Annotated in this window: 20 protein-coding genes; 12 read left to right on the top strand and 8 right to left on the bottom strand. The window is 66.0% G+C overall.

Going from position 1 to position 24,797, the window contains the following annotated elements; all coding sequences use genetic code 11:
• Positions 1-136: 136 nt before the first annotated feature.
• The 3 genes from NMB43_RS07790 (at position 137) to NMB43_RS07800 (ending at position 3,389) form a co-directional block, all read left to right on the top strand.
• Complete coding sequence (locus NMB43_RS07790) at positions 137-823, top strand: bifunctional 4-hydroxy-2-oxoglutarate aldolase/2-dehydro-3-deoxy-phosphogluconate aldolase (RefSeq protein ID WP_494351581.1); 687 nt, start codon at positions 137-139, stop codon at positions 821-823.
• Positions 824-903: 80 nt separating this feature from the next.
• Positions 904-2,004 (top strand): sugar kinase, encoded by a 1,101-nt coding sequence (locus NMB43_RS07795; protein WP_494351582.1) that lies wholly within the window; start codon positions 904-906, stop codon positions 2,002-2,004.
• A 272-nt stretch (positions 2,005-2,276) separates the two neighbouring features.
• Positions 2,277-3,389 carry a serine hydrolase domain-containing protein gene (locus NMB43_RS07800; protein ID WP_494351583.1) on the top strand — a complete coding sequence of 371 codons (1,113 nt, stop codon included), beginning with the start codon at positions 2,277-2,279 and terminating at the stop codon, positions 3,387-3,389.
• A 9-nt stretch (positions 3,390-3,398) separates the two neighbouring features.
• Here the strand turns inward: NMB43_RS07800 and NMB43_RS07805 are convergent, their stop codons facing one another.
• Positions 3,399-3,680, bottom strand: a complete 282-nt coding sequence (locus tag NMB43_RS07805; protein ID WP_494351584.1) for a TIGR02647 family protein — start codon at positions 3,678-3,680, stop codon at positions 3,399-3,401.
• A gap of 183 nt (positions 3,681-3,863) precedes the next feature.
• Between NMB43_RS07805 and NMB43_RS07810 the strand changes: the two genes are divergently transcribed.
• Positions 3,864-5,036: a glycerophosphodiester phosphodiesterase gene (locus tag NMB43_RS07810; protein ID WP_494351585.1), complete on the top strand. Its 1,173-nt coding sequence runs from the start codon at positions 3,864-3,866 to the stop codon at positions 5,034-5,036.
• A 66-nt stretch (positions 5,037-5,102) separates the two neighbouring features.
• Here NMB43_RS07810 and cphA read toward each other — a convergent pair whose 3' ends face one another.
• Complete coding sequence (gene cphA, locus NMB43_RS07815; protein ID WP_494351586.1) at positions 5,103-7,670, bottom strand: cyanophycin synthetase; 2,568 nt, start codon at positions 7,668-7,670, stop codon at positions 5,103-5,105.
• A 28-nt stretch (positions 7,671-7,698) separates the two neighbouring features.
• Entirely contained in the window at positions 7,699-9,879 is a 2,181-nt protein-coding gene (locus tag NMB43_RS07820; RefSeq protein WP_494351587.1) for a cyanophycin synthetase, read from the bottom strand.
• A 222-nt stretch (positions 9,880-10,101) separates the two neighbouring features.
• On the opposite strand from NMB43_RS07820, the gene NMB43_RS07825 reads away from it, so the two are divergent.
• Complete coding sequence (locus NMB43_RS07825) at positions 10,102-12,372, top strand: cyanophycin metabolism-associated ABC transporter (protein ID WP_494351588.1); 2,271 nt, start codon at positions 10,102-10,104, stop codon at positions 12,370-12,372.
• Positions 12,369-12,842, top strand: coding sequence for a cyanophycin metabolism-associated DUF1854 family protein (locus NMB43_RS07830; protein WP_494351589.1), 474 nt, complete (start codon positions 12,369-12,371; stop codon positions 12,840-12,842). Before NMB43_RS07825 ends, NMB43_RS07830 begins: the two co-directional genes overlap by 4 nt.
• A gap of 144 nt (positions 12,843-12,986) precedes the next feature.
• On the opposite strand, the gene ygfZ is transcribed toward NMB43_RS07830, so the two are convergent.
• On the bottom strand, positions 12,987-14,018 hold the full coding sequence (gene ygfZ / locus NMB43_RS07835) for a CAF17-like 4Fe-4S cluster assembly/insertion protein YgfZ (protein WP_494351590.1): 1,032 nt from the start codon (positions 14,016-14,018) through the stop codon (positions 12,987-12,989).
• A 167-nt stretch (positions 14,019-14,185) separates the two neighbouring features.
• On the opposite strand from ygfZ, the gene mltG reads away from it, so the two are divergent.
• The 6 genes from mltG (at position 14,186) to NMB43_RS07865 (ending at position 18,981) form a co-directional block, all read left to right on the top strand.
• Positions 14,186-15,184: an endolytic transglycosylase MltG gene (gene mltG / locus NMB43_RS07840; RefSeq protein ID WP_494351591.1), complete on the top strand. Its 999-nt coding sequence runs from the start codon at positions 14,186-14,188 to the stop codon at positions 15,182-15,184.
• A complete protein-coding gene (tmk, locus tag NMB43_RS07845; protein WP_494351592.1) occupies positions 15,184-15,798 on the top strand; it encodes a dTMP kinase in 615 nt (204 codons plus the stop codon). The genes mltG and tmk overlap by 1 nt, the downstream gene beginning before the upstream one ends.
• Positions 15,795-16,865, top strand: coding sequence for a DNA polymerase III subunit delta' (gene holB / locus NMB43_RS07850; protein ID WP_494351593.1), 1,071 nt, complete (start codon positions 15,795-15,797; stop codon positions 16,863-16,865). The genes tmk and holB overlap by 4 nt, the downstream gene beginning before the upstream one ends.
• Positions 16,865-17,227, top strand: coding sequence for a PilZ domain-containing protein (locus NMB43_RS07855; protein WP_494351594.1), 363 nt, complete (start codon positions 16,865-16,867; stop codon positions 17,225-17,227). The genes holB and NMB43_RS07855 overlap by 1 nt, the downstream gene beginning before the upstream one ends.
• A 67-nt stretch (positions 17,228-17,294) precedes the next feature.
• Positions 17,295-18,068: a TatD family hydrolase gene (locus NMB43_RS07860; protein ID WP_494351595.1), complete on the top strand. Its 774-nt coding sequence runs from the start codon at positions 17,295-17,297 to the stop codon at positions 18,066-18,068.
• Between the two features lie 100 nt (positions 18,069-18,168).
• Positions 18,169-18,981, top strand: coding sequence for a DnaJ domain-containing protein (locus tag NMB43_RS07865; protein ID WP_494351596.1), 813 nt, complete (start codon positions 18,169-18,171; stop codon positions 18,979-18,981).
• A 51-nt stretch (positions 18,982-19,032) separates the two neighbouring features.
• On the opposite strand, the gene NMB43_RS07870 is transcribed toward NMB43_RS07865, so the two are convergent.
• The 4 genes from NMB43_RS07870 to NMB43_RS07885 form a co-directional block, all read right to left on the bottom strand.
• Positions 19,033-20,217 carry an MFS transporter gene (locus NMB43_RS07870; protein WP_494351597.1) on the bottom strand — a complete coding sequence of 395 codons (1,185 nt, stop codon included), beginning with the start codon at positions 20,215-20,217 and terminating at the stop codon, positions 19,033-19,035.
• Positions 20,214-22,745 (bottom strand): DNA mismatch repair protein MutS, encoded by a 2,532-nt coding sequence (gene mutS, locus NMB43_RS07875; RefSeq protein WP_494352129.1) that lies wholly within the window; start codon positions 22,743-22,745, stop codon positions 20,214-20,216. The genes NMB43_RS07870 and mutS overlap by 4 nt, the downstream gene beginning before the upstream one ends.
• 157 nt (positions 22,746-22,902) lie before the next feature.
• A complete protein-coding gene (locus NMB43_RS07880; RefSeq protein ID WP_494351598.1) occupies positions 22,903-24,195 on the bottom strand; it encodes a TRAP transporter large permease in 1,293 nt (430 codons plus the stop codon).
• A complete protein-coding gene (locus NMB43_RS07885) occupies positions 24,192-24,770 on the bottom strand; it encodes a TRAP transporter small permease (RefSeq protein ID WP_494351599.1) in 579 nt (192 codons plus the stop codon). Before NMB43_RS07885 ends, NMB43_RS07880 begins: the two co-directional genes overlap by 4 nt.
• Positions 24,771-24,797 lie beyond the last annotated feature (27 nt).

Below are 24,797 nucleotides of genomic sequence, written 5' to 3' on the forward strand. Positions count from 1 at the left end.
CGGACCGATTTGGCCTATATCAGCAGACAGCCACATTCCCTTGCCCGGCCCTCCCGTATCAGGGAAAATACTAGGCTTTGCTGGTGGTCTAGCCGCATCCCCCGCGGTGACCTATTTCAACTCTGTGGAGAATTCAATGGCTGCAAAAGACCGCATGGCCGTCCTGGCCGCGATGATGGATCAGTCGATCATTCCGGTGTTCTACGACCCGGACGTCGAAGTGTGCAAGAACGTGATCCAGGCCTGTGCCAACGGCGGTGCCAAGTGCATCGAGTTCACCAACCGCGGTGACTTCGCCTCCCACGTCTTCTACGAAGTGACCAAGTACTTCGCCAAGGCTGACCCCTCGGTCATCATGGGCGTGGGTTCCATCTGCGAAGCACCGACCGCCGGCATCTACATCGCCAACGGCGCCAAGTTCGTCGTCGGCCCGCTGCTGAATGCGGAAGTCGCCAAGGTGTGTAACCGTCGCGGCATCCCCTACAGCCCCGGTTGCGGTTCCGCCACCGAAATCGGCGACGCGCAAGAGCTGGGTTGCGAGATCGTCAAGGTCTTCCCGGGTTCGTCCGTGGGCGGCCCCGAGTTCGTCAAGAGCGTCATGGGCCCGATGCCCTGGACGCGCATCATGCCCACCGGCGGTGTCGAGCCGGACGAGGCCTCCCTGCGCAAGTGGTTCGGCGCCGGCATCGTGGCCTGTGGCATCGGCAGCAACCTGATCACCAAGGAACTGCTGAAGGCCAAGGACTACGCGGGTATCGAAGCCAACGTGCGCAAGACCATCGATCTGGTCAAGCAGATCAAGGCCGAACTGGCTGCCAAGTAACTCCCCGTCAAGGGCCGCCCGGTGTTTCACCGCGCGGCCCTTGTGCATAGAGCGATCCACCCTTCGAGGAAACAAGAGAAATGTCCGAACTGATCATCAAATCCGCCGCCGAAACCAAGTGGGACTGCGTGTCCTTCGGTGAAGTCATGCTGCGCTTCGACCCGGGCTTCGGCCGCGTGCGCAACGCCCGTTCCTTCCAGGTGTGGGAAGGCGGCGGCGAGTACAACGTCGCCCGCGCCATGCGCAAGTGCTGGGGCAAGCGCGCTGCCGTCGTGACCGCCCTGCCGAAGAACGACCTGGGCTGGCTGGTGGAAGACTTCATCATGCAAGGCGGCGTGGACATGTCCCATGTCATCTGGCGCGATTTCGATGGTCTGGGCAAGAACACCCGCGTCGGCCTGAACTTCACCGAAAAGGGCTTCGGCATTCGTCCGGCCCTGGGCTGTTCCGACCGTGGTCACTCGGCTGCTTCGCAGATCCGTCCGGGTGAAGTGAACTGGGAAAAGCTGTTCGGTGAAGAGGGCGTGCGCTGGTTCCAGACCGGTGGCATCTTCGCCGCGCTGGCCTCGAACACCGCTGAAGCCGTGATCGAAGCCGTGGAAGTCGCCAAGAAGTACGGCACCGTCGTGGCCTACGACCTGAACTACCGCGCTTCGCTGTGGAAGAGCCAGGGCGGCAAGGAAGGCGCGCAGAAGGTCAACCGCAACATCGCCAAGTACGTCGACGTGATGATCGGTAACGAAGAAGACTTCACCGCCTGCCTGGGCTTCGAAGTCGAAGGCGCCGACGAGCATCTGACCAACATTGAAACCGACAGCTTCAAGAAGATGATCGAAACGGCCGTGGCCGCTTTCCCCAACTTCAAGGTCGCTGCCACCACGCTGCGCAAGGCCACCACGGCCACCTTCAACGACTGGTCGGCCCTGCTGTACTACCAAGGCCAGCTGTACCAGTCGATGAAGCGCGACAACCTGGAAATCTACGACCGCGTCGGCGGCGGTGACGGCTTCGCCTCCGGCCTGGCCTACGGCTTCCTGGAAGGCAAGGGCCCGCAAGCTGCCGTCGAGTACGGCGCAGCCCACGGCGCGCTGGCCATGTCGACCCCGGGCGATACCTCCATGGTGCGCGTGGAAGAAGTCGAAGCCGCGATGAAGGGCAAGGGAGCTCGCGTCATTCGCTAAGCCGATTTACGCATAAGGCTACTGCGCGGGCGGATCTCGCAATTCCGGTGCTCAACGTACTCACGTACGTCTCCGCTCCTCGTTGCGACCTCCACCCGCTCGCTACGCCTTCTGCGCAAATCTCGCGCTGAAGTAACAAACAAAAAGCCCGCAGGTTTTGCCTGCGGGCTTTTTGTTTGTCCGAGCGCTTGGCAAGGGCCGATCTTCGGTGAGGGCGGGGCACTTGTGCCGGTGCACAATGTCCACTCTGAGTCTGCATGTGGAGAAGTGCCATGCGTAAGGTGACGTTAGTGTCGTGCCTGAGCCTGTTGCTGGCCGCTTGTGGCGGCGGTGGCGGGGACACGAGTACTGCGCCGGCGGCGGGCGGCGGATCAAGCAGCAGCGGTGGGGCTGGCGGGACGGCCAATAGTTGTACCGTGGCGCGCGAGTCCGAGCTGGCCTCCGCCTTGGCGGTGGCGCCGTCGGAGGTGGCATTCTCCTTCGCGGTCGAGCGGGGTGACGGGCGTCGTTACACGTACAACCGTGGCGCGGCTTCGATGAGCACGGAGTTCGATTCCGCGTCGACCTCCAAACTGGTGACAGCGGTGGTGATTCTCCGCCTGGTTGAGCAAGGCTATCTGGGTCTGGCGGATAGGCCTCAGGATCGCATCGCGGGCTGGCCCATCCCGGGGAGTAGCCCGCTGTCAGGCATGACGCTCACTCATCTGCTCAGTTTCACTTCGGGACTGACCCAGGAGCCGGCCTGCCTGTTCGTGGCGGGCGCGGACTTCGCCACCTGCGTGAACCAGATCGCGAACAGCAATGCCGCCAACAACGTCGTGCCGGGCACGCAGTTCGTCTATGCCAGTACCCATCTGCAGGTGGCGGGCCTGATGGCAGTGCGCGCACGTGGCCTGGCGGACTGGCGCGCCGTGTTCGACGAGTTCAGGGCGCAGACCGGCTTGTTCCAGAACGCGCGCTACGACATCACGTCGGTGGGCAATCCTTTGCTGGCGGGGGGGATGCATTGGCGCGGAGAGGAGTACCTGGCCTTTCTCAAGGCGCTCAAGAGCGGCAGTCTGCTGGGGCCGGCCGCGATGACGGAGTTTCTGAAGGACCGTACCCCGGGCGGCGGGGCGGCCCTGGCTTTTTCGTCCGGCAATGCAGTGGAGGAGTGGCACTACGGTTTCGGCTACTGGCATGAATGCCGCAGTCTGCCCTTCAACTGCACGCCGGGCGCGCGGCTCTCCAGCCCCGGCACCTATGGCGCTTATCCGTTCTGGGATCGCGCCAAAGGGTATTTCGGCTTGCTCGCCCGGCAAGGAGCGCTCAACAGCTTCATCAATGGGGCGCAGACCGAGTTGGCCGTGCGCCCGCAGGTCGAAGCCTGGGTGGCCTGCCAGTGAGGGCGAGGCTCAGTTGATCAGCACGCCGCCGCGCACGCCCAGAGTGGCGCCGTTGGGGCGGGTGGTCAGGATGGTCAGCAGCAACTGGGCTTGCTCGGCGGCCTCGCGTCCAAGAGGGGTGAGGTAGCCGCCGTCGACCTGCGTGATCAGCCCCTTGGCGTACAGGCGTTGGGCGGCGGCGATGACCTCCGCGTCTGCGTCGTGGTGGATCTTGATGCCTTGACGGCTGGTTTCCAGGTCGAAGCGCAACAGGGTGTTCAGCTCTTCCAGCATGTCTTGGTTGAAGCGCATGGTCTCCTCTTTCGCCGTATGGGGATGTACAAGCATTCTGCAGTATGCACCCGTACAGGCTGATGCGTATCAACCCCGATAGCGGACAGGCTTCCCGAAACTGTCATTCCCGTGTCACTGGCCGGTCACCGATGCTTTGCAAGCTTGTCGGCTCCTGAACCATAGGAGGACGAAATGCGAGCAATGCAGAAGATCGTTGGAGCTGGTCTGCTGACCGGTATGGCCATGTCCCTGTGCGCGCCGGCGCTGGCGCATGATCGGGCAGGGCACGAGGGCTGGGGCGAGTGGCGTGGGCATGCCAAACGACCGCTGGTGATCGGTCATCGGGGCGCCTCGGGCTACCTGCCGGACCACACGCTGGAAGGCTATGCCAAGGCCATCGAACTGGGTGCCGACTGCATCGAACCGGATCTGGTGGCAACCAAGGACGGCCACCTGATCGCGCGCCACGAGCCGAACATCTACGCGACCACCGATGTGCGCTTCCACCCCGAGTTTGCCGGTCGCAAGCGAACCGTGGTCGTCGATGGCGCGGCGGAAGAGGGCTTCTTCGCCTCCGATTTCACGCTGGCCGAGATCAAGACCCTGCGTGCGATCCAGCCGCTGGCCGAGCGCCCACAGCAGTACAACGGCCTGTACGCGATCCCGACGCTGGACGAGGTGATTGCGCTGGCGAAGCAGAAGGGGCGCGAAGTGGGGCGCGAGATCTGCATCTACCCCGAGACCAAGCACCCGACCTACCACCAGCAACTGGGGCTGGCGCTGGAGGAGCCGTTGGTCCGGGCCTTGAAGAAGGCGGGCTGGAACGATCGCCGCGCGCCGGTGTTCATCCAGAGCTTCGAGCAGGCCAACCTGAAGAAGCTGCGCAAGATGACCGATGTGCGCCTGGTCCAGTTGGTCGATGCCAACGACGTCAATGCCGATGGCAGCCTGGACTTCACCGCGCCCTACGACCGTCCCTATGACTGGACGGTGTCGGGCGATCCGAAGCTGTTGGCGCGCACTTTCGCTTACTTCACCACGGATGCCGGCCTGCGCGAGATTGCTCGCTACGCGGATGGCATCGGGCCGTGGAAGCGCTACATCGTGAGCACGGTGCCCGACGCCAGTGCGCCGGCCGGTGCGCCCGGCGAGGCCGCGCGCAAGACCCTGCCGCCGAATGATCTGATCAAGCGTGCGCATCGTCATGGTTTGCTGGTCCACACCTGGACCTTCCGCAACGAGTTGCGCCGCCTGCCGTCGAACTACGGCGGCAATCCGCTCAAGGAGTACGAGCAGTTCTACAAGCTGGGTGTCGACGGGGTGTTTTCGGACTTTCCCGATACCGCGGTGGCGGCGCGCAGGAACGGGCGCTGAAAGCGGCATCCGGAAACGACAAGGGGCCCCGCGGGGCCCCTTGTCGTATTGGCTGGCTGCGTGCGCTCAGACCTCGGCGATACGCCGCGCGATGTGGGCCAGCGCGTCTTCCACCTGGTCGATCAGGATCAGGCACAGGTCGCCCGGCTGCAGGCGCCCCATGGCCGTGTCGATGGCGATGAATTCGCCATTGATCTCCTGCGTGTGTGTGGTGCGGCGCGCATTCTTGAGACCTTCGCGCAGCAGCCCGATGACCTCGCCATCGGCGCGCCCGCGCTGGCAGGCGTCCTGGTACAGGATCACGTCGTCGAAGGCGTCGCCGAGAATCTCCGTCTGCTGGCGGATGTCTTCGTCCCGACGATCGCCCGCGCCGCTGATGACCACGCTGCGGCGCTTGCCCGGCATGGCCTCGACCGCCTTGACCAGGGCCATGATGGCGTCCGGGTTGTGGCCGTAGTCGGCGATGATGGTCGCGCCCTTATAGTCGAACACATTGAAGCGCCCCGGCGCGTTGTCGCTGTCGGCCTTGAAGGTGGCCAGCGCCTCGGCGATGTACTTCCATTCCACCCCGGCGCCCCAGGCTGCGGCCACTGAGGCCAGCACGTTCTCGACCTGGAAGCCGATCGTGCCCTTGCGAGTGATTGGCACCTGGGTCAGCGGGATGCGAATGCTGGACTTGCCCTCGGCCGCCACGATGTGGCCATCTTCGACGAATACCACGCGCTTGCCTTGCGCGGCGTGGGTGGCCAGCACCACGTTGTAGCGGTCGGCGGCGAAGAAGATCACGCTGCCGGGGCAGGTGGCGGCCATCGCGGCGACGATGGGATCGGCCGCGTTGAGCACCGCGTAGCCGCTATCGGCCACGTTCTGCACGATCACGCGTTTGAGTACGGCGAGGTCTTCCACCGTGGTGATGAAGTTCAGGCCCAGGTGATCGCCCAGGCCGATATTGGTGACCACGGCCACCTTGCAGCGGTCGAAGCCCAGGCCTTCGCGCAGCACACCGCCGCGCGCGGTCTCGAACACCGCGGCGTCGACGTCGGGGTGCAGCAGCACGTTGCGCGCGCTGCGCGGGCCGCTGCAGTCGCCGGTGTCGATGCGCTTGCCCTGCACGTAGATGCCATCGGTATTGGTCATGCCTACGCGCAGCCCGCTGGTGGTGAGCATGTGGGCGATCAGGCGCACGGTGGTGGTCTTGCCGTTGGTGCCGGTCACCGCCACCACCGGGATGCGGCCGTCCTCGCCGGGCGCGAAGATCTCGGAGACGATGGCTTCGCCTACGTTGCGGCCCTTGCCGTAGGACGGCGACAGGTGCATGCGCAGCCCGGGTGCCGCATTCACTTCGACGATGCCGCCGGCCTGGTCTTCCATCGGCTTGAGCACCGAGTCGCACACCACGTCGACGCCGCACACGTCGAGACCGATGGTCTGCGCGGCGGCGATGGCACGTGCAGCCAGGTCGGGGTGCACGTCGTCGGTCACGTCGGTGGCGGTGCCGCCGGTCGACAGATTGGCGTTGTTGCGCAGGATCACGCGCTGGCCCTTGGGCGGCACCGATTCCGGCTGCAGGTTCTGTGCCGCCAGGCGGGCGATGGCGATGTCATCGAAGCGGATCTTGGTCAGCGAGGTGGCGTGGCCTTCGCCACGGCGCGGGTCCTTGTTCACTTCCTCGACGAGCTGGCGCACGGTGTGCACTCCGTCGCCCACCACCAGCGGCGGGTCTCGGCGCGCGGCGGCGATGAGCCGGCTGCCAACCACCAGCAGACGGAAATCGTGACCGGGCAGGTAGCGTTCGACCAGGATGTCATCGCTGATCTCGCGCGCGGCGGCGTAGCCGGCATCGAGCCCTTCGCGGGTCGTGATGTTGACCGTCACGCCCTTGCCCTGGTTGCCATCCTGCGGTTTGACGACGACCGGCAGGCCGATCTCCAGCGCGGCGGCCCAGGCGTCGTCGGCACTGTCCACCGGGCGGCCCTTGGGCACCGGCACGCCGGCGGCGTCGAGCAGCTTCTTGGTCAGCTCCTTGTCTTGTGCGATGGACTCCGAGATTGCGCTGGTGCGGTCGATTTCGGCCGCCTGGATGCGGCGCTGCTTGCTGCCCCAGCCGAACTGCACCATCGAGCCGGTGGTCAGGCGGCGGTAGGGAATGCCGCGCAACACGGCGGCCTGCACGATGGAGCCGGTGGAGGGCCCCAGGCGCACGTCTTCATCCATCTCGTGCAGGCGGGCAATGGCTTTGTCGGCGTCGAACTCGCCACCGTTCAGCGCGGCCAGCACCAGTTGCTCGGCCAGTTCCATGGCCAGGCGGCCGACTGGCTCCTCGCTGTACTCGACGACGACCTGGTAGGTGCCGGGCTCGGCCAGTGTCGTGCGGCTGAAGGTGACCGGGCAGCCGGCCTGCGCCTGCAGGCCCAGCGCGGCGAATTCAAGCGCATGGGCAAGCGACAGCTCGTCCTCATGATCGGTCGGGCGGATCGCGCCGATCTGCGGGAAGAGGGTACGCAGGCGGGTGTCGAAGTCCGGGATGCTGGCCAGTGCGCAGGCCTCGGGCGCACAGCTCACGAGGGCCTCGATGGCGGTGTGGCGACTCCACAGGTTGGGGCCGCGCAGGGCGCGAACGCGGGATACTTGCATGGTGTGTTCCTGTCTGGGCCGATGCGGGTCAGCGGGCGGCGCGTTTGCGCGGGCCGGTGGCGGGGAGGGCGAAGCCGTTGGCGAAGCTGCCGATGCCGGTGTTGATGAGTTCCGGGGCGACACCCATGGCCCAGGCTGCGGCGGCGGCGGCCAGCGTGGCTGCGACCGACTCCAGCGGCGGGGCGCTGAGACGTTTGCGCTCGGTGCCACGCGCCAACACGATGGCGCCATCTTCGATGAAGACCGCGCGGCCGTTGTCGGCCAGGTGCTCGGTGATGCGCGTGTTGCTGGCGTTGAGGCTGTAGAACAGCACGGCGCCGTCGCACAGCTCGGCCAGATCGGCCACGGCTTCCTCGTCGGCGTTCAGCACTGCAGCGCCTTCCGGCCACACCACGTCGACCTGGGTGCGCAGCACGTTCCTGAGCTGGTCTTCGTTGCGTACGTCATAACTCTCGATCTCGGGCGTCAGCTTGAGCGTGGTGACGACACCGACGTCGCAACGATCATAGGGCAGGCCCTCGCCGAGGATGCTCTCGGCAGGCGTCTCGAATACCGCAGCCTGCACCACACGGTTGAACAGCAGGCGCTGGCCTGCCTTCCAGTTGGCCGAATCGCCGTGGTCGACTTGGCGCAGGTCGAGGAATAGACCGTCGCGGCAGGCCAGGCCGGGAATGCGGCCGTCGATATGAAGCAACCAGGTGATGATGCGCGCGATCAGTGTGGTGTCGTCGTGACCGGTAATACCCACGAGCGGGATGCGGCCGTTGTCGTCCTGCGGGAACAGGTAGTCGACGATGGCCTCGCCAACCGGGCGTGGTTTGCCTTGTGCCGGCTTCAGATGCATCAGCAGGCCTGGGCCGGCGTTCACCTCGACGATGGCACCCCCTTGCTCGTGCAAGGGGCGCGAGATGTCTTCACACACCAGGTCGATGCCGGCGATGTCCAGGCCCACGATGCGGGCGGCCAGCGAGGCGGTGGCCGCGTTCTCCGGGTGTACCTCGTCGGTACAGTCGATCGAGACGTTGCCGTTGCGCTGGATCGTCACGCGCTGGCCGGCGGCGGGCACGGATTCGCCGCTCAGTCCCTGGCGCTGCAGCAGGAGCTGCATGGTCTGGTCCTTGTCGAGCACGATGGTTTCGAGCGGAAACTCTTCCGCCACGCCACGGCGCGGGTCGCTGTTGAGCTGACTGTCTATCAGCGCGCGCACCGTGCTCTTGCCGTCGCCGGTGATGTAGATGTTCTCGCCGCGGCCGGCCGCGACGACCTTGCCACCCACCACCAGCAGGCGGTGCTCGCAGCCGCGGATGTAGCGCTCCACGATGACGTCGCTGCCCTCGGCATCCGCGATGTGGAAGGCGGCCTTGATCTCATCCTCGCCGTTCAGCTCCAGCGACACGCCACGGCCGTGGTTGGCATCGGAGGGCTTCACTACGATCGGCAGGCCGATATCTTGCGCGGCCTCCCAGGCCTCTTCCGGACTCGCCACGATCTGGCCTTCCGGCACCGGCACGCCGCAAGGGGCGAGCAGGCTCTTGGTCAGGTCCTTGTCGCTGGCGATGCTCTCCGCGATGGCGCTGGTGCGGTCGGACTCAGCCGTCCACATGCGGCGCTGGCGCGAGCCGTAGCCCAGTTGCACCAGATTGCCTTCGTTGAGGCGGATGGAGGGGATCCGGCGTTCCGTCGCGGCATCGACGATGCAGGCTGTGGAGGGGCCCAAGTGATGGTCGTCGACGATCTCGCGCAGCTTCTCCACCGTGGCGTCCAGATCAAACGGCGTATCGTTGATCGCGGCTTCCAGCAGTTCCTTGCCGGCCTGGATGGCGGCCCGCCCGACCTGCTCGTTGCGCGCCCGCATGGCAACTTTATAGACGCCGCGCTGCGAGGTGGAACGTGCCTTGCCGAAGCCAACCTGCATGCCGGCCAGGTTCTGCAGCTCAATCGCCACATGTTCCAGGATATGTGCCGCCCAGGTACCCTCGCGCAGACGCAGCAGGAAGCCGCCGCGCTCGCCGACGCCGCAGCGGTGCTCGATCAGGCCGGGCAGCCAGCTCGTCAGACGTTCGTAGAGGCCGGGTAAGGTATTGGAGGGGAAATCTTCAAGCTCACCGATATCGACCCAGGCTTCGATGACTGGGCGATAGGTCCAGATATTAGGTCCGCGCAGGTAATTGATGCGCTGGAATGCAAGGCTCTTTTTTGTCGTGTTCAAGTGTCAGGCTCCGCAACCCGGCCGGTCGGGCGGCTGTCGCCACCCGGCCACCGGCCAAGGCGATTAACGCGCAATGTTACTATTGGTTTACTTGGCCTCCCGGCCCCGAAAAGCAAAAAAAGAAGGGGATGTCATGCCAACGCCGGGCAGGGGTGGCGCGTTACACTGCGCGCCCCGGCGAAGTTCGGCCGGCACCCCGATGTCGTATTTCACCTCGATCGCATGACACTACAAGTCGCCACGACTGCCGATCCGAATGCCTTGCCGGCGCCCTGGGTCGAGCGCTTCTCCACCGTATTGGCCAGCGGCGAGCGCGTGCTGGCCTGGCTGGACCTGGATCTCGACGCCCAACTGCGTTTCGCGACCAGTCTGCTGGTGTTGACCGAGCGCCGCCTGGTGCAGGTGGAGCCGGACGGGCGGGTGATCGAATGGGCCTTGGCGCCCCAGATGGTCCTGCAGCATTCCGACCACGCCGGCGTGGCGACCTTGCAGCTCGAAGACGGCATGCAACGCCTGGCCGCTTGGCGCTACACCCTGGCGCAGAACCTGGCGGCGCTGCGCCTGATCAAGGCCTTCGACAAGCAACTCGCCTTCTTGCGCGAGGGCCGCTTGCCGGAGGAAGAGGACGCGACGGTTTGTCCCCAGTGCAAGGCGCCCTTGGAACCAGGGCAGGAGGACTGCCCGGTCTGCGCCAAGGAAATCCACACCCCGCCCTCAACCTGGACCCTGTTCCGCCTGTGGCGATTCGCCCGGCCCTACCAGTGGCAGCTTCTCGGTGGTTTTCTGCTGATGCTCGCCGGCACGGCGGCCACCTTGGTGCCGCCCTACCTGACCATGCCGCTGATGGACGAGGTGCTGATCCCGTATCAGAACGGGCAGGAGATCGAACCCAGGGTGGTGGCGGGCTACCTCGGCGGCCTGCTCGGCGCGGCCTTGCTGGCCTGGGCCCTGGGCTGGGCCAAGACCTACATCCTGGCGCTGGTGTCGGAGCGCATCGGCGCCGACCTGCGCACTACCACCTACGAGCATTTGCTCAAACTTTCCTTGGAGTACTTTGGTGGCAAGCGCACTGGCGACCTGATGGCGCGCATCGGTTCGGAAACCGACCGCATCTGCGTGTTCCTGTCGCTGCACTTGCTGGATTTCGCGACCGACGTGCTGATGATCGTGATGACGGCCAGCATCCTGTTCTCGATCAACCACTGGCTGGCCATCGTCACGCTGCTGCCGCTGCCTTTCATCGCCTGGATGATCCACATCGTGCGCGACCGCCTGCGCACCGGCTTCGAGAAGATCGACCGCGTGTGGTCCGAGGTCACCAATGTGCTGGCCGACACCATCCCGGGCATCCGCGTGGTCAAGGCCTTCGCGCAGGAGAAGCGCGAAGCGCAGCGCTTCCGCGAGGCCAACAAGCACAACCTTGCCGTCAATGACCGCCTCAACAAGACCTGGTCGCTGTTCTCGCCCACCGTCTCGCTGCTGACCGAGATCGGCCTGCTGGTGGTGTGGGGCTTCGGCATCTGGCAGGTGTCGACGGACCAGATCACGGTCGGCGTGCTGACCGCCTTCCTCGCCTACATCGGCCGTTTCTACACGCGTCTCGATTCGATGAGCCGCATCGTGTCGGTGACGCAGAAGGCGGCGGCGGGCGCCAAGCGCATCTTCGACATCCTGGACCATGTCTCGAGTGTGCCGGAGCCGACCAAGCCGGTGCACCTGCCCAGCGTGAAGGGTCGCATCTCGCTGCATGACATCGGCTTCCGCTACGGCAACCGTTCGGTGCTGCGTGGCGTGAACCTGGACATCCAGCCGGGCGAGATGATCGGTCTGGTGGGGCACAGCGGCTCCGGCAAGAGCACGCTGGTGAACCTGATCTGCCGCTTCTACGATGTGACCGAGGGCTCGATCCGCGTCGACGGCGTGGACATCCGCTCGCTGCCGCTGGCCGACTTCCGCAAGCACATCGGCCTGGTGCTGCAGGAGCCCTTCCTGTTCTTTGGGACCATCGCCGACAACATCGCCTACGGCAAGCCCGACGCAACGCGCGAGGAGATCATCGCGGCAGCACGCGCGGCGCATGCGCATGAATTCATATTGAGGTTGCCGCAGGGCTACGACTCGCTGGTCGGCGAGCGCGGCCAGGGCCTGTCGGGCGGTGAGCGTCAGCGCATCTCGATCGCGCGCGCGCTGCTGATCGACCCGCGCATCCTGATCATGGACGAGGCCACCTCGGCCGTGGATACCGAGACCGAGAAGGAAATCCAGCGCGCGCTCGATAACCTCGTGCAGGGTCGCACCACCATCGCCATCGCCCACCGCCTGTCGACGTTGCGCAAGGCGGATCGCCTGGTCGTCATGGATCGCGGCCAGATCGTCGAGATCGGTAACCACGACGAGCTGATGGCGCGCGAAGGCGCCTACTACAGGCTTTACCAAGCCCAGTTGCGCAACGCGGAGCAGGGCGAAGCCGCGCCTGCGGAGGAGTCCAATTGAGCGCCATCGACAAGATTCAACTGACGCGCAATGCTTACGGCCGCCTCGTGCTCACGGATGCGGACGGCATGCAGCACGAGGGTGTGGTGCCGGTGCGCGCCTTCCCGATCGCCGCCCCGGACGAGGGGGTCTCCCTGCTCAGCGCGGATGGCCACGAGCTATGCTGGATCGACCGCCTGAGCGCCTTGCCCGACACGCTGCGCAGTCTGATCGAGCAGGAACTGGCGGCACGCGAGTTCATGCCGCAGATCCGCCGCATCCGCGAGGTCTCCAGCTTCGCCACGCCCAGCACCTGGACCGTGGAAACCGACCGTGGCGAGACCCGCTTCGTGCTCAAGGGCGAGGAAGACATCCGGCGCCTCGCCGGCGGCACCCTGCTGATCGCGGACAATCACGGCGTGCAGTTCCTGATCCGTAACCTCTACGAGATGGACCGTGGCACGCGGCGCATCCTTGATCGCTTCTTGTGATGGCCCCGTACAAGTAGCGGTAGGGCGGAACTCCAAAGGAGGTTCCGCCAACTCTTCCCCGCGCAGCCAGATGCAGATTGCCGCCCTCAGGGCGGCTGGCGGAACCTCCTGCGGAGTTCCGCCCTACTTCACTGACTTCGCGCCTCACTCCACCGGATAGGGAAGGGCACCAAAGCGCAGTTGCGGCCCGCTCGGTGAGCCCACATGCACTTCTCCCGCTTCATGCGCGGCCAGTTGCGTGACCACCAGCAGATCGTAGCCACCCTCCGCAGCAGGCGCCACGCTCAGCACCTTGCCGCAGGATTGCTCGCCAAATTCCGGTGCGAAGACGTCGCCACCTGACGCAGGTGCTTCGACGGCGTCGAGATGGGCGAAGAACATGCGCTTCTTGAGTTTGCCGAGGTATTGCGTGCGGGCGACGATTTCCTGCCCGGGGTAGCAGCCCTTCTGGAAGTTCACCCCGCCGATCAGCTCGAAGTTCACCATCTGGGCGACGAACTCGTCCTGCGTGGCGGCGGTGATCAGGGGGATGCCGGCGCGGATGTCCTGCAGGCGCCAGGCGTCGGTGCCGGCGGCCTGCACGCCCGCGGCCAGCAAGGTTTTGGCCGTCGCCTCGGCGCGCTCGGCGGGGATCAGCAATTGCACACGGTTCGCGCCCAGGCGGACGACGGCGATCTCGCCCGGCGTCACGCTCATGTCGCTTGCCGGCAGTGTGAGGCCGAGGGTGGCCAGGGTCTGGTCCAGTGCCGGGCCGACCAGGCCCAACTGGCACCAGTCCTCGCCGGGCAGGCTCAGCTTGACCTTGGCGCGCAGCACGTACATCGAGAGCTTCTTGTGGATCGCCGCCAGCAGATCGGCCGAGAGCTGCAGCAGGAAGCCGGCCTCGTCGCGCCACACCAGGAAGCTCGCCAGCATGCGGCCCTTGGGGCTGTTGAAGCTGTTGTGCTGGGCGCCGTGCAGGGGCAGCTTCTTGATGTCGTTCGACATCAGGTTGTGCAGGAACTCGGCGGCGTCCTCACCGCTGACGCGGATCAGCCCGAGGTGTTCCAGCGGTACGGCGAGTGTCGCGTCTGTCGCAGCCGCCACGGGCGCTGTCGCGATCGTGACCTGGGGCGCGGCATCCGTGCTGAGTTGGGCGCCGAGGGCGGCAAGATAAGCTTGGCGGCTGGGGGACATGCGGAATCCTTCTGTGGTTGGGCGCAGCGGGGCGTCTGAATGCTTTGGGCTATTATATTGAGCCGTTCCGGCCGCGCTTCAAGCCCGTCGGACGGTCTTCAATAGGTTTCCAGATACGCCTTCCAAGCAAGCTTCCTGCCGACCCTGAGTCGGCCTCTTCCCGTCCCATGCTGCGTTTCCTCTCCCGCCTGATCAAGCTCTGCATCCTGTTGTGCGCCCTCGTCGCCGGCCTGGCCTGGTGGTACGCGACTTCTCCCTTGCCCGACGCGGGCCGCGCGCTGGATGTCGAGGTCAGCCGGGGCAGCTCGATGCGCGAGGTGGCGCGCCAGGTCGTGGCGCAGGGCGTCGATGTGCATCCGCATGCGCTGGTGTGGCTGGCCCGCCTCAGTGGCCGGGCGCGCTCGATCAAGGCCGGCTACTACCATATCGAACCCGGCATGACGCCGTGGTCGCTGATCGAGCTGTTGTCCACCGGTTCCAGCGCCTACGTCGAGGTGGCCCTGATCGAGGGCTGGAACTTCCGCCGTGTACGCGCCACGCTGGACGCCAACCCCGACCTGCGCCATGACACGCTGGGTCTGTCCGATGCCCAGGTCATGGCGATGCTGGGTCTGGCGGGCGCGGTGCCGGAAGGGCGTTTCTTCCCGGACACCTATTACGTCGCCCGTGGCACGCCCGACATCGAGGTGCTGCGCCGGTCCCTGGGGTTGATGGATAAGGTGCTGGCGGCCGAGTGGGCGGGGCGGGCCAGCGGCCTGCCGCTGAACAGCCCGGAAGAGGCGTTGCGGCTGGCCTCGGTGGTGGAAAAGGAGACCGGGCGCGAGGAGGATCGCGGCAGGGTGGCCTCGGTCTTTGTCAACCGCCTGCGCATCGGCATGCCCTTGCAGAGCGATCCCACCGTGATCTACGGGGTGGGACCGGATTTCAACGGCAACCTGACCAAGCGCGACCTGCAGACCGATACGCCTTACAACAGCTACACGCGCGGCGGCTTGCCGCCCACGCCGATCGCCATGCCTGGGCGGGCGGCCTTACGCGCGACGCTCAACCCGCCGAAGACCGATTTCCTGTATTTCGTGGCGCGCGGTGATGGCAGCAGCCAGTTTTCGCGTACGCTCGATGAACACAATCGCGCGGTTTCGCGCTTCCAGAGGAGTGGCCGCTGATGCGGGGCCGATTCATCACTTTCGAAGGTATCGACGGCGCCGGCAAGAGCACGCAGATCGCCGCCGTCGTGGCACGCGTGCGCGCGGCGGGTCACGAGGTCGTGCAATCGCGCGAGCCGGGCGGTACGCCACTGGGCGAGGCTTTGCGCCAGTTGCTGCTCAACGGCGAGGCCATGCACCTGGAGACCGAGTCCTTGCTGATGTTCGCGGCGCGGCGCGAGCACCTGGCGCGGGTCATCGAGCCGGCCCTGGCGCGCGGCGCCTGGGTGGTGTGCGACCGTTTCACGGACGCCACTTACGCCTATCAAGTGGGTGGTCGTGGCCTGGGCGAAACCAAGTTCCGCGCACTGGAGCAGTGGGTGCATGCGGGGTTGCAGCCCGACCTGAGCTTCCTGTTCGACGTCGATCCGGCCATCGCGGCGCAACGCCTGGCTTCGGGGCGCGAGGCGGCGGACCGCTTCGAGCGTGAGCAACGCGATTTCTTCGAGCGGGTGCGGGCGGCTTATCTGGACCGCGCCGCGCAAGCCGCTGGGCGCATCGCCGTGGTGGATGCCTCGCGCACCCCGGAAGCGATCACCGCCGAGGTGCTGAAGCATCTGGAGCGCCTGTTGTGAGCGCGCCCGACGCCTTGCCGGACTGGCTGCATCCGCTGTGGCGGCGGGTCACGGGCGATCTAGCCAAGCTGCCCCACGCCTTGTTGCTGTGCGGCCCGGCGGGCAGTGGCAAGCGCCTGTTCGCCGAGCTACTGGCGCAGCGCCTGTTGTGCGCGCAGGTGACGCAGGCTGGCTTCGCCTGTGGCGAGTGTCCGTCCTGCCGTTGGTTTGCCGATGGCAACCATCCCGACATGCATCGCATGGTGCCGGAGAGCGCCGAGGAGTCGGATGACGAAGGCGAGAGCGAGCCCGAGGGCAAGAAGGACAAGAAGAAGTCCGACCAGATCCGCATCGAGCAGGTGCGTGACATGCAGGGCCTGCTGGAAGTCAGCGGCCATCAGGGCGGGCGCCGCATGGTGCTGATCGACCCGGCCGAGGCGATGAACGTGCATACCGCGAACGCGCTGCTCAAGTCGCTGGAGGAGCCGGCCACCGATGCCGTTTTCATTCTCGTCAGCCACGCGCCGCGCCGCCTGTTGCCGACCATCCGCAGCCGCTGCCAGGTGCTGGACTTTCCGCGGCCGGACGGCGCCACCGCGCGTGCCTGGCTGGACCGGCATGGGGTGAAGAATGCCGAGGCCTTGCTGGGCTTCAGCTCGGGCCTGCCGATCGCGGCCCGTAGCCTGGCCGACGGGGCGCTGGGCGAGGCCCGCGGCCGTTTCGCGCGCGATCTGGCGGCACTGCCCAAGGCCGATCCGCTCAAGCTGGCGGCCGAATGGGAAAGTTGGCTCAAGAGCAAGGCCGCGACCGAGGCCGGGCTTACCTTGACGCACCTGGTGTCCTGGCTGCAGCGCTGGCTGGCCGATGGGGTGCGGATCGCGCAGGGGGGCGGCGCCCGTTTCTTTGCCGACTTCGAGGCGGTCATCGGCGGCCTGGCCAGCGGTCGCGGCGCGCAATGGCTCTCTTGCTACAATGAACTCGCGGCCTATCGTCGGGTCGCTCAGCACCCGCTGAACCAGCGGTTGTTCCTGGAAGACGTCCTGCTGCGCGTGGCGCGCGGCATGCGCCCTGCTGAACGAGGTCACTGATGGATGCTGTCCGCCCCACGGTTGCGCGCCCCAGCGTGCTGTCGCTGAATATCAACTCGCGCTCCGCGCTGTATGCCGCTTACATGCCCTTCATCAAGAATGGCGGCCTGTTCATCCCGACGCCCAAGACCTACCAGCCGGGCGACGAGGTGTTTCTGATGCTGCAGTTGATGGACGACCCGACCAAGCTTCCGGTCAAGGGCAAGGTGGCCTGGGTCACCCCACCGAATGCGCAGAACGGCAAGACGCAGGGCATTGGCGTGCAGTTCAGCGCTGATGATGCGGGCAGTGCGGCCAAGATCAAGATCGAGCAGATCCTGGGCAGCGCGCTCGGCTCCAATCGGCCGACCCATACGATCTGAGCGGCGGCAACGTATGTGCGACGCGGGCCAGCCGGCCCGCGTTTGTTTTTGTGGAAGTGATCCCGAGATGTTCATCGACTCTCATTGTCATATCGACTTCGAAGACCTGGCGGCACAGGGCGAGGCCTTGTTCGAGCGCATGGCGGCAGCGCAGGTCAGCCATGCCGTGTGTATCGGGGTGGACCTGGAACGCATCGCTCGGGTGCTGACGCTGGCCGAATCCCGTCCGAACCTGTTTGCCACCGTGGGCGTGCATCCCGAATACACCGAGGGCGAGGAGCCGGATGTGGCGCGTCTGCTGGCGCTGGCTGGGCACCCCAAGGTGATCGCCATCGGTGAGACCGGCCTGGACTATTACTGGCACAAGGACAAGCCCGAATGGCAGCGGGCGCGCTTCCGCACTCATATTGCGGCGGCCAAGGCCTGTGGCAAGCCTCTGGTGATCCACACGCGTGACTCCACCGAGGATGTGCTGCGCATCCTGGCGGAAGAGGGCGCGCAGGAAGTGGGCGGTGTAATGCACTGTTTTACCGAGAATCTCACCGCTGCAGAGGCGGCGATCTCGCTGGGCTTCTACATCTCGTTCTCGGGCATCGTGACCTTCAAGAGCGCACAGCAGATCAAGGAAGTGGCGGCCAGCATCCCGCTCGATCGCATCCTGATCGAGACTGACTCTCCTTATCTGGCACCCGTGCCGTATCGCGGCAAGATGAACGAACCCTCCTATGTGCCGCATGTGGCAGCGGAAGTGGCTCGCCTGCGCGGGATCACGCCCGAGGAAGTGGGCGCGGCCAGCAGCGCCAACTTCTTCCGCCTGTTCCGCCACGCCCGGGCGCAATAGCCCGGAGGGTGCCGGCGGGAGCGACTTTGGGGAAGGTCGGGCTTTGCAAGCACCGACATATCTTTACAATCGCACTCGTCGGAAAAATCGTCAAAATCACATGCAAACAAAAACAACGCTATACGACATCCTGGAGGTGAGCGCCAACGCCAGTCGCGAAACCATCCGGTTGTCGTTCGAACGCCTGAAAGCGCTGTATCTCGCCGATCAGCTCGACAGCAAGGGCATGGATGCAGGGGCTTACTTCCACCTCATCAAGGACGCCTATACCACCTTGTCCGACGCGGACCGGCGGGAGGCTTATGACCAGAAACTCTTCGGCCGGCGCGCCCCCCCTGTCGGTAGCGTGATCGTGCAGGAGAGCGTGATCGAGAGCGGTGGCATCCCCAGCGTGTTCAAGTGGGGCCTGGTGTTGCTGCTGCTTGTCGGCGGAGCTTGGTACTACAAGACGATGCGCGATGCGGAGCGTGCCATCCAGCTCGAACAGGCTCGCCTGGCGGCGGAGCAGAAGGCGGCCGAACTGGCGGCGGCGGAACGGTTGCAAGAGGTCGAGCGGGCGCGGCAGCAGCGTGATAACGAGCGCCAAGCCGAACGAGAGGCCCTGCAACGTCAGCGCGAGCTGGAGCAGGCCCGACGTGAAGCCGATCGCGTCAGTGATCGCCTGGAGAGCGCTCGCCTCCAGCAAGTACGTGCCGAAGAGCGTCAGCGCAGTGAACTGGAGCGACAGGAGCAGCGCGAGGAGGCGCGTCGCCAGCGTGAGGCCGATGAGGCACGACGCCGCCTTGAACGGGAGAAGGCCTTGGTGCGCCAGATGGAACTGGAAAATCGCGCCGGCCCCGCACGGGTGTCGACGATTTCGTCACCCAACACTCCGAAACCCAGCTACACGGATCCGCGCAACTCCAGTCGCTGAACCTGTTCTGCGTGTTCCAAGCGACCCGTGGGCGCGAGACGGCCCCCTGAGCTATTGGGCCTCTGGGCCGCGCATCGCGCGCGGCGTCAGCAAGGCCACCACCATGGCGAACGCGACCACCACCATGAGGCTAATGGTGAGACCGTGGTATTGCGCAATGGCACCGATCAACGGTGGGCCGATCATGAAACCCAGATAGCCCACGCCCGATACGCTGGCGATGCCGGTTGCGGGCGACACATTCGGCACGCGTGCGGCGGCCGAGAACAGTACCGGGATCACGTTCGACAGGCCCAGGCCCACCAGCGCGAAGCCGCCGATGGCAGCCCAGCGCTGACCGACCAGCAAGGCCGCCAGCATCGCGGCCCCCGCCGTCCAGGCTGAAACCTGCAGGGTGAGCCTGGCGCCCAGGCGTCCGCGCAACCAATCGCCGCCGAAACGGCCCACCGCCATGGCGCCCGAAAACGCGGCGTAGCCAAGCGCGGCCACGCTGGCCGGGCTGTCGAGCACCTGCGCCATGTACAAGGTGCTCCAGTCGTACATCGCCCCTTCGCTGACCAGCGCGAAGGCGGCCAGCAGGCCGATCAGCAATACGCTGCCATGTGGCAGGCGGAAACCCTGGTGATGTTCCTCCGGTGAATGCGTGGCATGTGTCGGCAGCATGGCGCGCGCGGCGAACCAGATCAGGGCGTAGCCCAGCAGGCCGGTCAGCAGCATGTGGATCGTGGCCTGCACTTCAAGCGTGGCCACCAGGCTGCCGAACAGGGCGCCGGCCAGGCCTCCCAGGCTGAAGAAACCGTGGAAGGACGACATGATGGGTTTGGCCATCTCGCGCTCGACGGCCACGGCCTCGGCATTCATGGCCACGTCGAAACCACCGCTGCCCAGACCGAAACCAAACATCAGTACCAGCAGCCACGGATAGCTGGGCATGAACAGCAACGCTGCGAGGCAAACGCTGACCACGGCGCCGCCGCTCAGCACGACAGGCCGTGCACCATGCCGTGCGACCCAGCCGCCGACGCGCGTGAGCGCCAGCAAGGAGCCAATGCCGGCGGACAGCATCAGCCAGGCGAGTTGTGCTTCTGTCAGCCCGAACTGCGCTTTCACGGTGGGGACGTGCACGCCCCAGGTCGCAAACAGCAGGCCGCAGATGAAGAAATGCCCCTTGGTCGCGAGGCGGGCCAGCAGCAGTTGTCGGGGCGCGAAGACTGAGGAGGCGGATGATTCCGTCATAGCGCCTTGCGCAAGGCATACAGCGCTTCCAGCGCTTCGCGCGGGCTCATGTTGTCCGGGTCCAGCTCGGCCAGTTGTGTGAGTGCCGGGTGGCTCACGGTTGCGGGCTCAGGCTCGGGCAGCGAGGCGAACAAGTCGTCCTGCGGGCCACTGGCGACCTCGCGGTTTTCCAGTGCGCGCAGGCGGCGCTTGGCGTCGCGTACCACGGCGGGCGGGATGCCGGCCAGCGCGGCGACCTCGATCCCGTAGCTCTGCGAGGCCGGGCCATCCTGCACCGCGTGCAGGAACACGATGCTGTGACCGTGCTCGACCGCGCCGAGGTGCACGTTGGCGCATTCCGGGTATTCCAGGCCCAGGCGCGTCAGCTCGAAATAGTGCGTGGAGAACAGCGCGTAGCTGCGGTTCTTGTCGAGCAACTGCTTGGCGATGGAGTAGGCCAAAGCCATGCCGTCGAAGGTGGAGGTGCCGCGGCCGATCTCGTCCATCAGCACCAGGCTGCGCTCGGTCGCGTTGTTGAGGATGGCCGCAGCCTCGGTCATCTCGACCATGAAGGTCGAACGTCCGGAGGCGAGGTCGTCGGAGGCGCCGATGCGCGTGAAGATGGCATCCACCGGGCCGATGCGGCAGCTGGTGGCGGGCACGAAGGCGCCGCAGTGCGCCAGCAGCACGATCAGCGCGACCTGGCGCATGTAGGTCGATTTACCGCCCATGTTGGGGCCGGTCACCAGCAGCATGCGGCGCGTGGGCGACAGGCGCGCGTCGTTGCTGATGAAGTTGTCGACCTGGCGCTCGACCACCGGGTGGCGGCCGCCGACGATCTCGATCACGGGTTCGTCCACCAGCTCCGGCATGCGGTAGTCATGGCGCGCGGCGACCAGGGCGAAGGCGTTCAGCCCGTCGAGCAGGGCGACCGCGTGCGCGATGGCCTGCAGGCGCGGCACCTCGGGCGCGAGGCGCTCGACCAGCTCCTCGTACAGTGCCTTTTCGCGCGCCAGCGCACGCTCCTGCGCCGACAGCGCCTTGTCCTCGAAGGTCTTGAGCTCGGGCGTGATGTAGCGCTCGGCGTTCTTCATGGTCTGGCGCCGGCGATAGTCGTCCGGCACCTTGTCCACGTTGGCATGCGTGACTTCGATGTAGAAGCCATGCACGCGATTGAACTCCACCTTGAGGTTGGCGATGCCGGTGCGCTCGCGCTCGCGGGCTTCCAGCGCGATCAGGAACTCGCCGCAGTTGTTCTGGATGTCGCGCAGCTCGTCCAGCTCCGCGTCGTAGCCGCGCGCGATGACGCCGCCATCGCGTACCTGCGCGCCGGGTTCCTCAGCCACGGCGGCGGTCAGCAACTGGTGCATGTCGACCGGCGTGGCCAGTGATTGATGCAGTTCAGCCAGCAAGCTGCCGCTGTCGGGCAGCAGTGGCGCACGCAGCGCCTCCAGCGCCGCCAGGCTCTCGCGCAGCGAGGCCAGTTCGCGCGGGCGCACGCTGCGCAGCGCGATGCGCGTCGCGATGCGCTCGATGTCGGCGATCGGCTTCAGTGCGTCGGAGACGGCATGCAGCGGTCCGTCGCCGGCGTCGCCCAGCAGCGAGGCGACGGCCTGGTGACGCTGGCGGCAGGCGTGGCGGCTGGCCAGCGGATGGTGCAGGGTGTGGCGCAGCCAGCGCGAGCCCATGCTGGTGCCGGTGAAGTCCAGCAGCGAGAGCAGGGTGGGCGAAGGCTCGCCGCGCAGCGTCTCGGAGATTTCGAGGTTGCGCCGCGTGTGCGCGTCCATGCGCAGGTAGTCGCCGTCGCGTTCGACGCGCAGCGTGGTGATGTGGGCCAGCGCCTGGCGTTGCGTGCTGCGTGCGTACTCGAACAGCGCGGCGGCGGCAGCCAGCGCGACGTTGAGCCCCTCGGCGCCGAAGCCGGCCAGATCGTGCGTGCCGAAATGCGTGGTGAAGAGTTGCTGCGCGGTCTTGGCGTCGAACTGCCAGTCGGCCAGGCGGCGGATCGCCGGTACGCGTGACTCCAGCAGCGGCAGCTTCAGCGAGTCCGGGATCAGCGCCTCGGCCGGGCGCAGGCGTTCCAGATGGCTGACCAGTATCTCCGGGTCGGTCTCGACGATGCGGAAGTCGCCATTGGCGAGGTTCAGCCAGGCCATGCCCAGCACGCCGCGATTCAACTGCACCGCCAGCAGCGGTGCATCCGCGCGGTCATCCAACAGGCTCGCGTCGGTCAGCGTGCCCGGCGTCACGATGCGCGCCACCGCACGCTCCATCGGTCCCTTGGTCTGCCCCGGCTCGCCCACCTGTTCGGCGATCACGGCCGACTCGCCCAGCTTCACCAGCTTCGCCAGGTAAGGCTCCAGCGCGTGGAAGGGCACGCCGGCCATCTTGATCGGCTGCCCGCCCGAAGCCCCGCGCGTGGTCAGCGTGATATCCAGCAGGCGCGAGGCGTACTCGGCATCCTCGAAGAACAGCTCGTAGAAGTCGCCCATGCGATAGAAGACCAGCGTATCCGGATGCTGCATTTTCAGCCGGATGTACTGCTGCATCATCGGGGTGTGGGCGGCGAGCTCCTGCTCTGAGAGGGGCTTGAAGGGCTGCAAGGTGGCTGTCCAGCGGTAAGGTCGGGGCCCGAGATTGTATCAACCCGGGGCGGATGGGCGCGGGGAGGACGGCTGGCACGTCCTCCCCCGTAGGGGCGCGAACTCAGGTGTGGTTCGGCAGCCAGGTGACGATCGCGGGGAAGGCGATCAGCAGCAGCGTGAAGGCGAGCAGGATGAAGACGTAGGGCAGGGCTCCGCGGATCACGTCGGCGATGTTGCCGCCGTCGGGCCGGATGCCTTGCACCACGAACAGGTTCATGCCCACGGGTGGGGTGATCAGGGCGAGCTCACACATCAGGATGATGAAGATGCCGAACCAGATCGGGTCCACGCCCAGCGCTGTGACGATGGGGTAGGTGATGGGCACGGTGGCCACCAGCATCGACATTACGTCCATGAACATGCCCAGCACCAGGTAGAACAGGATCAACACCAGCAGCATGGCGGTGGCCGACAGTCCCAGGCTCATGACCGATTGCGTCATTGCGTCCGCAACGCCCGAGAGGCTGATCAGCAGGTTCAGCACGAAGGCGGCGGCGAGGATCAGCATGATCATGCCGGTGATGCGGGCGGTTTGGAGGAAGCAGTTCTCCAGCAGGGCCATGCTGAGCCGACCGCTGCGCCAGGTGAAGAACAGCGCGGCGACGACGCCCAGCGCGGCCGACTCGGTGGCGGTGGCGACACCGGTGTAGAGGCTGCCCATCACGATGCCGAAAATCACCAGCGGCGGCACCAGGTGGACCAGCAGGCGGATGCGCTCGCGCAATGGCGGCAAGGGTTCGCGTACTTCGTCGCCGCGCAGGAGGCTGGTGACGAAGATGTAGAGCATGAAGCAGCCCGTGAGTAGCAGACCCGGAATGATGCCGGCCATGAACAGGCGGCCGATCGAGTTCTCGGTCAGCGAGCCGTAGACGATCATGTTGACGCTGGGCGGGATCAGGATGCCCAGGGTGCCGCCGGCGGCCAGTGATCCCAGCGCATCGGACATACGGTATTTGCGCGCACGCAGCGAGGGCAGGGCCACGGTGCCGACGGTGGCCGCGGTGGCGACCGAGGAACCCGAGGTGGCGGCGAACAGGGCGCAACAGCCGATGTTGGTGTGCAGCAGCCCACCCGGCAGGCGCGACAGCCAGGCCGTCATCACCTGGTACATGCGGTCAGCCACGCCGCTGCGCAACAGCAGCTCGCCGAGCAGGATGAACAGTGGGGCGGCGGTCAGCAGATTGTCGTTGAGCACGCCCCACAGCATCGAGCCGGTCGAGGTGAGGAAGGGAAAGCCGAACACCGCCACACCGGCGCCCGCGCCGACCAGCACCATGGTGACTGCAATCGGGATACCCAGCAGCATCAGCACGATCATCAACAGAAAGCACAGGGAGAAGGAGAAGGTACTCATGCCTGCGACTCCTTCGCTGTGCGATGCGCCAAATCGTCGAGCTCTTCCTTGAGTTCCTCCTTGGTGCTCTTGGGGTGGAACTCATGCAACAAAGTGTCGATCTGGCCGCTGAAGTAGAGGCGTGAAGCGCGCAGCGCGTAGATCAGGGCGAACACCGCGAAGATCACCAGGGCGGCGTACCACAGGCTTTGCGGGTAGATCAGCGGGGTGGCCCAGGGCGTCTGTGCCGCGCTGCCGTATTCCACCGTCTTCACGATGACACGGAAGCACACGTAGACGAAGAGCAGGGACAGGGCGGCGATCAACACCGCCGAGATCCAGTTCATGAAGGCCTGCATGCCGCGCGGGAAGCGCTCGTGGAACACGTCCACCCGGATGTGGTTGCGCCCCACCACGGCGAGGCTGAAGCCGATGACCGAGCCGACGGCGAGCGCGTAGCCGCCCAGTTCGGCCGAACCCTGGATGGAGATGTTGAAGAGTTTGCGTACCACGGTCTCGATCGAGACCAGGATGGACAGGCCGAGGAAGCAGAACCCGAACAGGTTCGCCATGATGCGTTCGAGCGAGCGTTTCATTGTGTAATCCCTGGGTGCGGCAGTCGC

Source organism: Uliginosibacterium sangjuense, assembly GCF_059132465.1.

Coding starts and splice junctions, on each gene's coding strand:
- NMB43_RS07790 (WP_494351581.1), top strand. CDS start 137: ATGGCTGCAAAAGACCGCATGGCCGTCCTGGCCGCGATGATGGATCAG.
- NMB43_RS07795 (WP_494351582.1), top strand. CDS start 904: ATGTCCGAACTGATCATCAAATCCGCCGCCGAAACCAAGTGGGACTGC.
- NMB43_RS07800 (WP_494351583.1), top strand. CDS start 2,277: ATGCGTAAGGTGACGTTAGTGTCGTGCCTGAGCCTGTTGCTGGCCGCT.
- NMB43_RS07805 (WP_494351584.1), bottom strand. CDS start 3,680: ATGCGCTTCAACCAAGACATGCTGGAAGAGCTGAACACCCTGTTGCGC.
- NMB43_RS07810 (WP_494351585.1), top strand. CDS start 3,864: ATGCAGAAGATCGTTGGAGCTGGTCTGCTGACCGGTATGGCCATGTCC.
- cphA (WP_494351586.1), bottom strand. CDS start 7,670: ATGCAAGTATCCCGCGTTCGCGCCCTGCGCGGCCCCAACCTGTGGAGT.
- NMB43_RS07825 (WP_494351588.1), top strand. CDS start 10,102: ATGACACTACAAGTCGCCACGACTGCCGATCCGAATGCCTTGCCGGCG.
- ygfZ (WP_494351590.1), bottom strand. CDS start 14,018: ATGTCCCCCAGCCGCCAAGCTTATCTTGCCGCCCTCGGCGCCCAACTC.
- mltG (WP_494351591.1), top strand. CDS start 14,186: ATGCTGCGTTTCCTCTCCCGCCTGATCAAGCTCTGCATCCTGTTGTGC.
- tmk (WP_494351592.1), top strand. CDS start 15,184: ATGCGGGGCCGATTCATCACTTTCGAAGGTATCGACGGCGCCGGCAAG.
- NMB43_RS07855 (WP_494351594.1), top strand. CDS start 16,865: ATGGATGCTGTCCGCCCCACGGTTGCGCGCCCCAGCGTGCTGTCGCTG.
- NMB43_RS07860 (WP_494351595.1), top strand. CDS start 17,295: ATGTTCATCGACTCTCATTGTCATATCGACTTCGAAGACCTGGCGGCA.
- NMB43_RS07865 (WP_494351596.1), top strand. CDS start 18,169: ATGCAAACAAAAACAACGCTATACGACATCCTGGAGGTGAGCGCCAAC.
- NMB43_RS07870 (WP_494351597.1), bottom strand. CDS start 20,217: ATGACGGAATCATCCGCCTCCTCAGTCTTCGCGCCCCGACAACTGCTG.
- mutS (WP_494352129.1), bottom strand. CDS start 22,745: ATGCAGCAGTACATCCGGCTGAAAATGCAGCATCCGGATACGCTGGTC.
- NMB43_RS07880 (WP_494351598.1), bottom strand. CDS start 24,195: ATGAGTACCTTCTCCTTCTCCCTGTGCTTTCTGTTGATGATCGTGCTG.
- NMB43_RS07885 (WP_494351599.1), bottom strand. CDS start 24,770: ATGAAACGCTCGCTCGAACGCATCATGGCGAACCTGTTCGGGTTCTGC.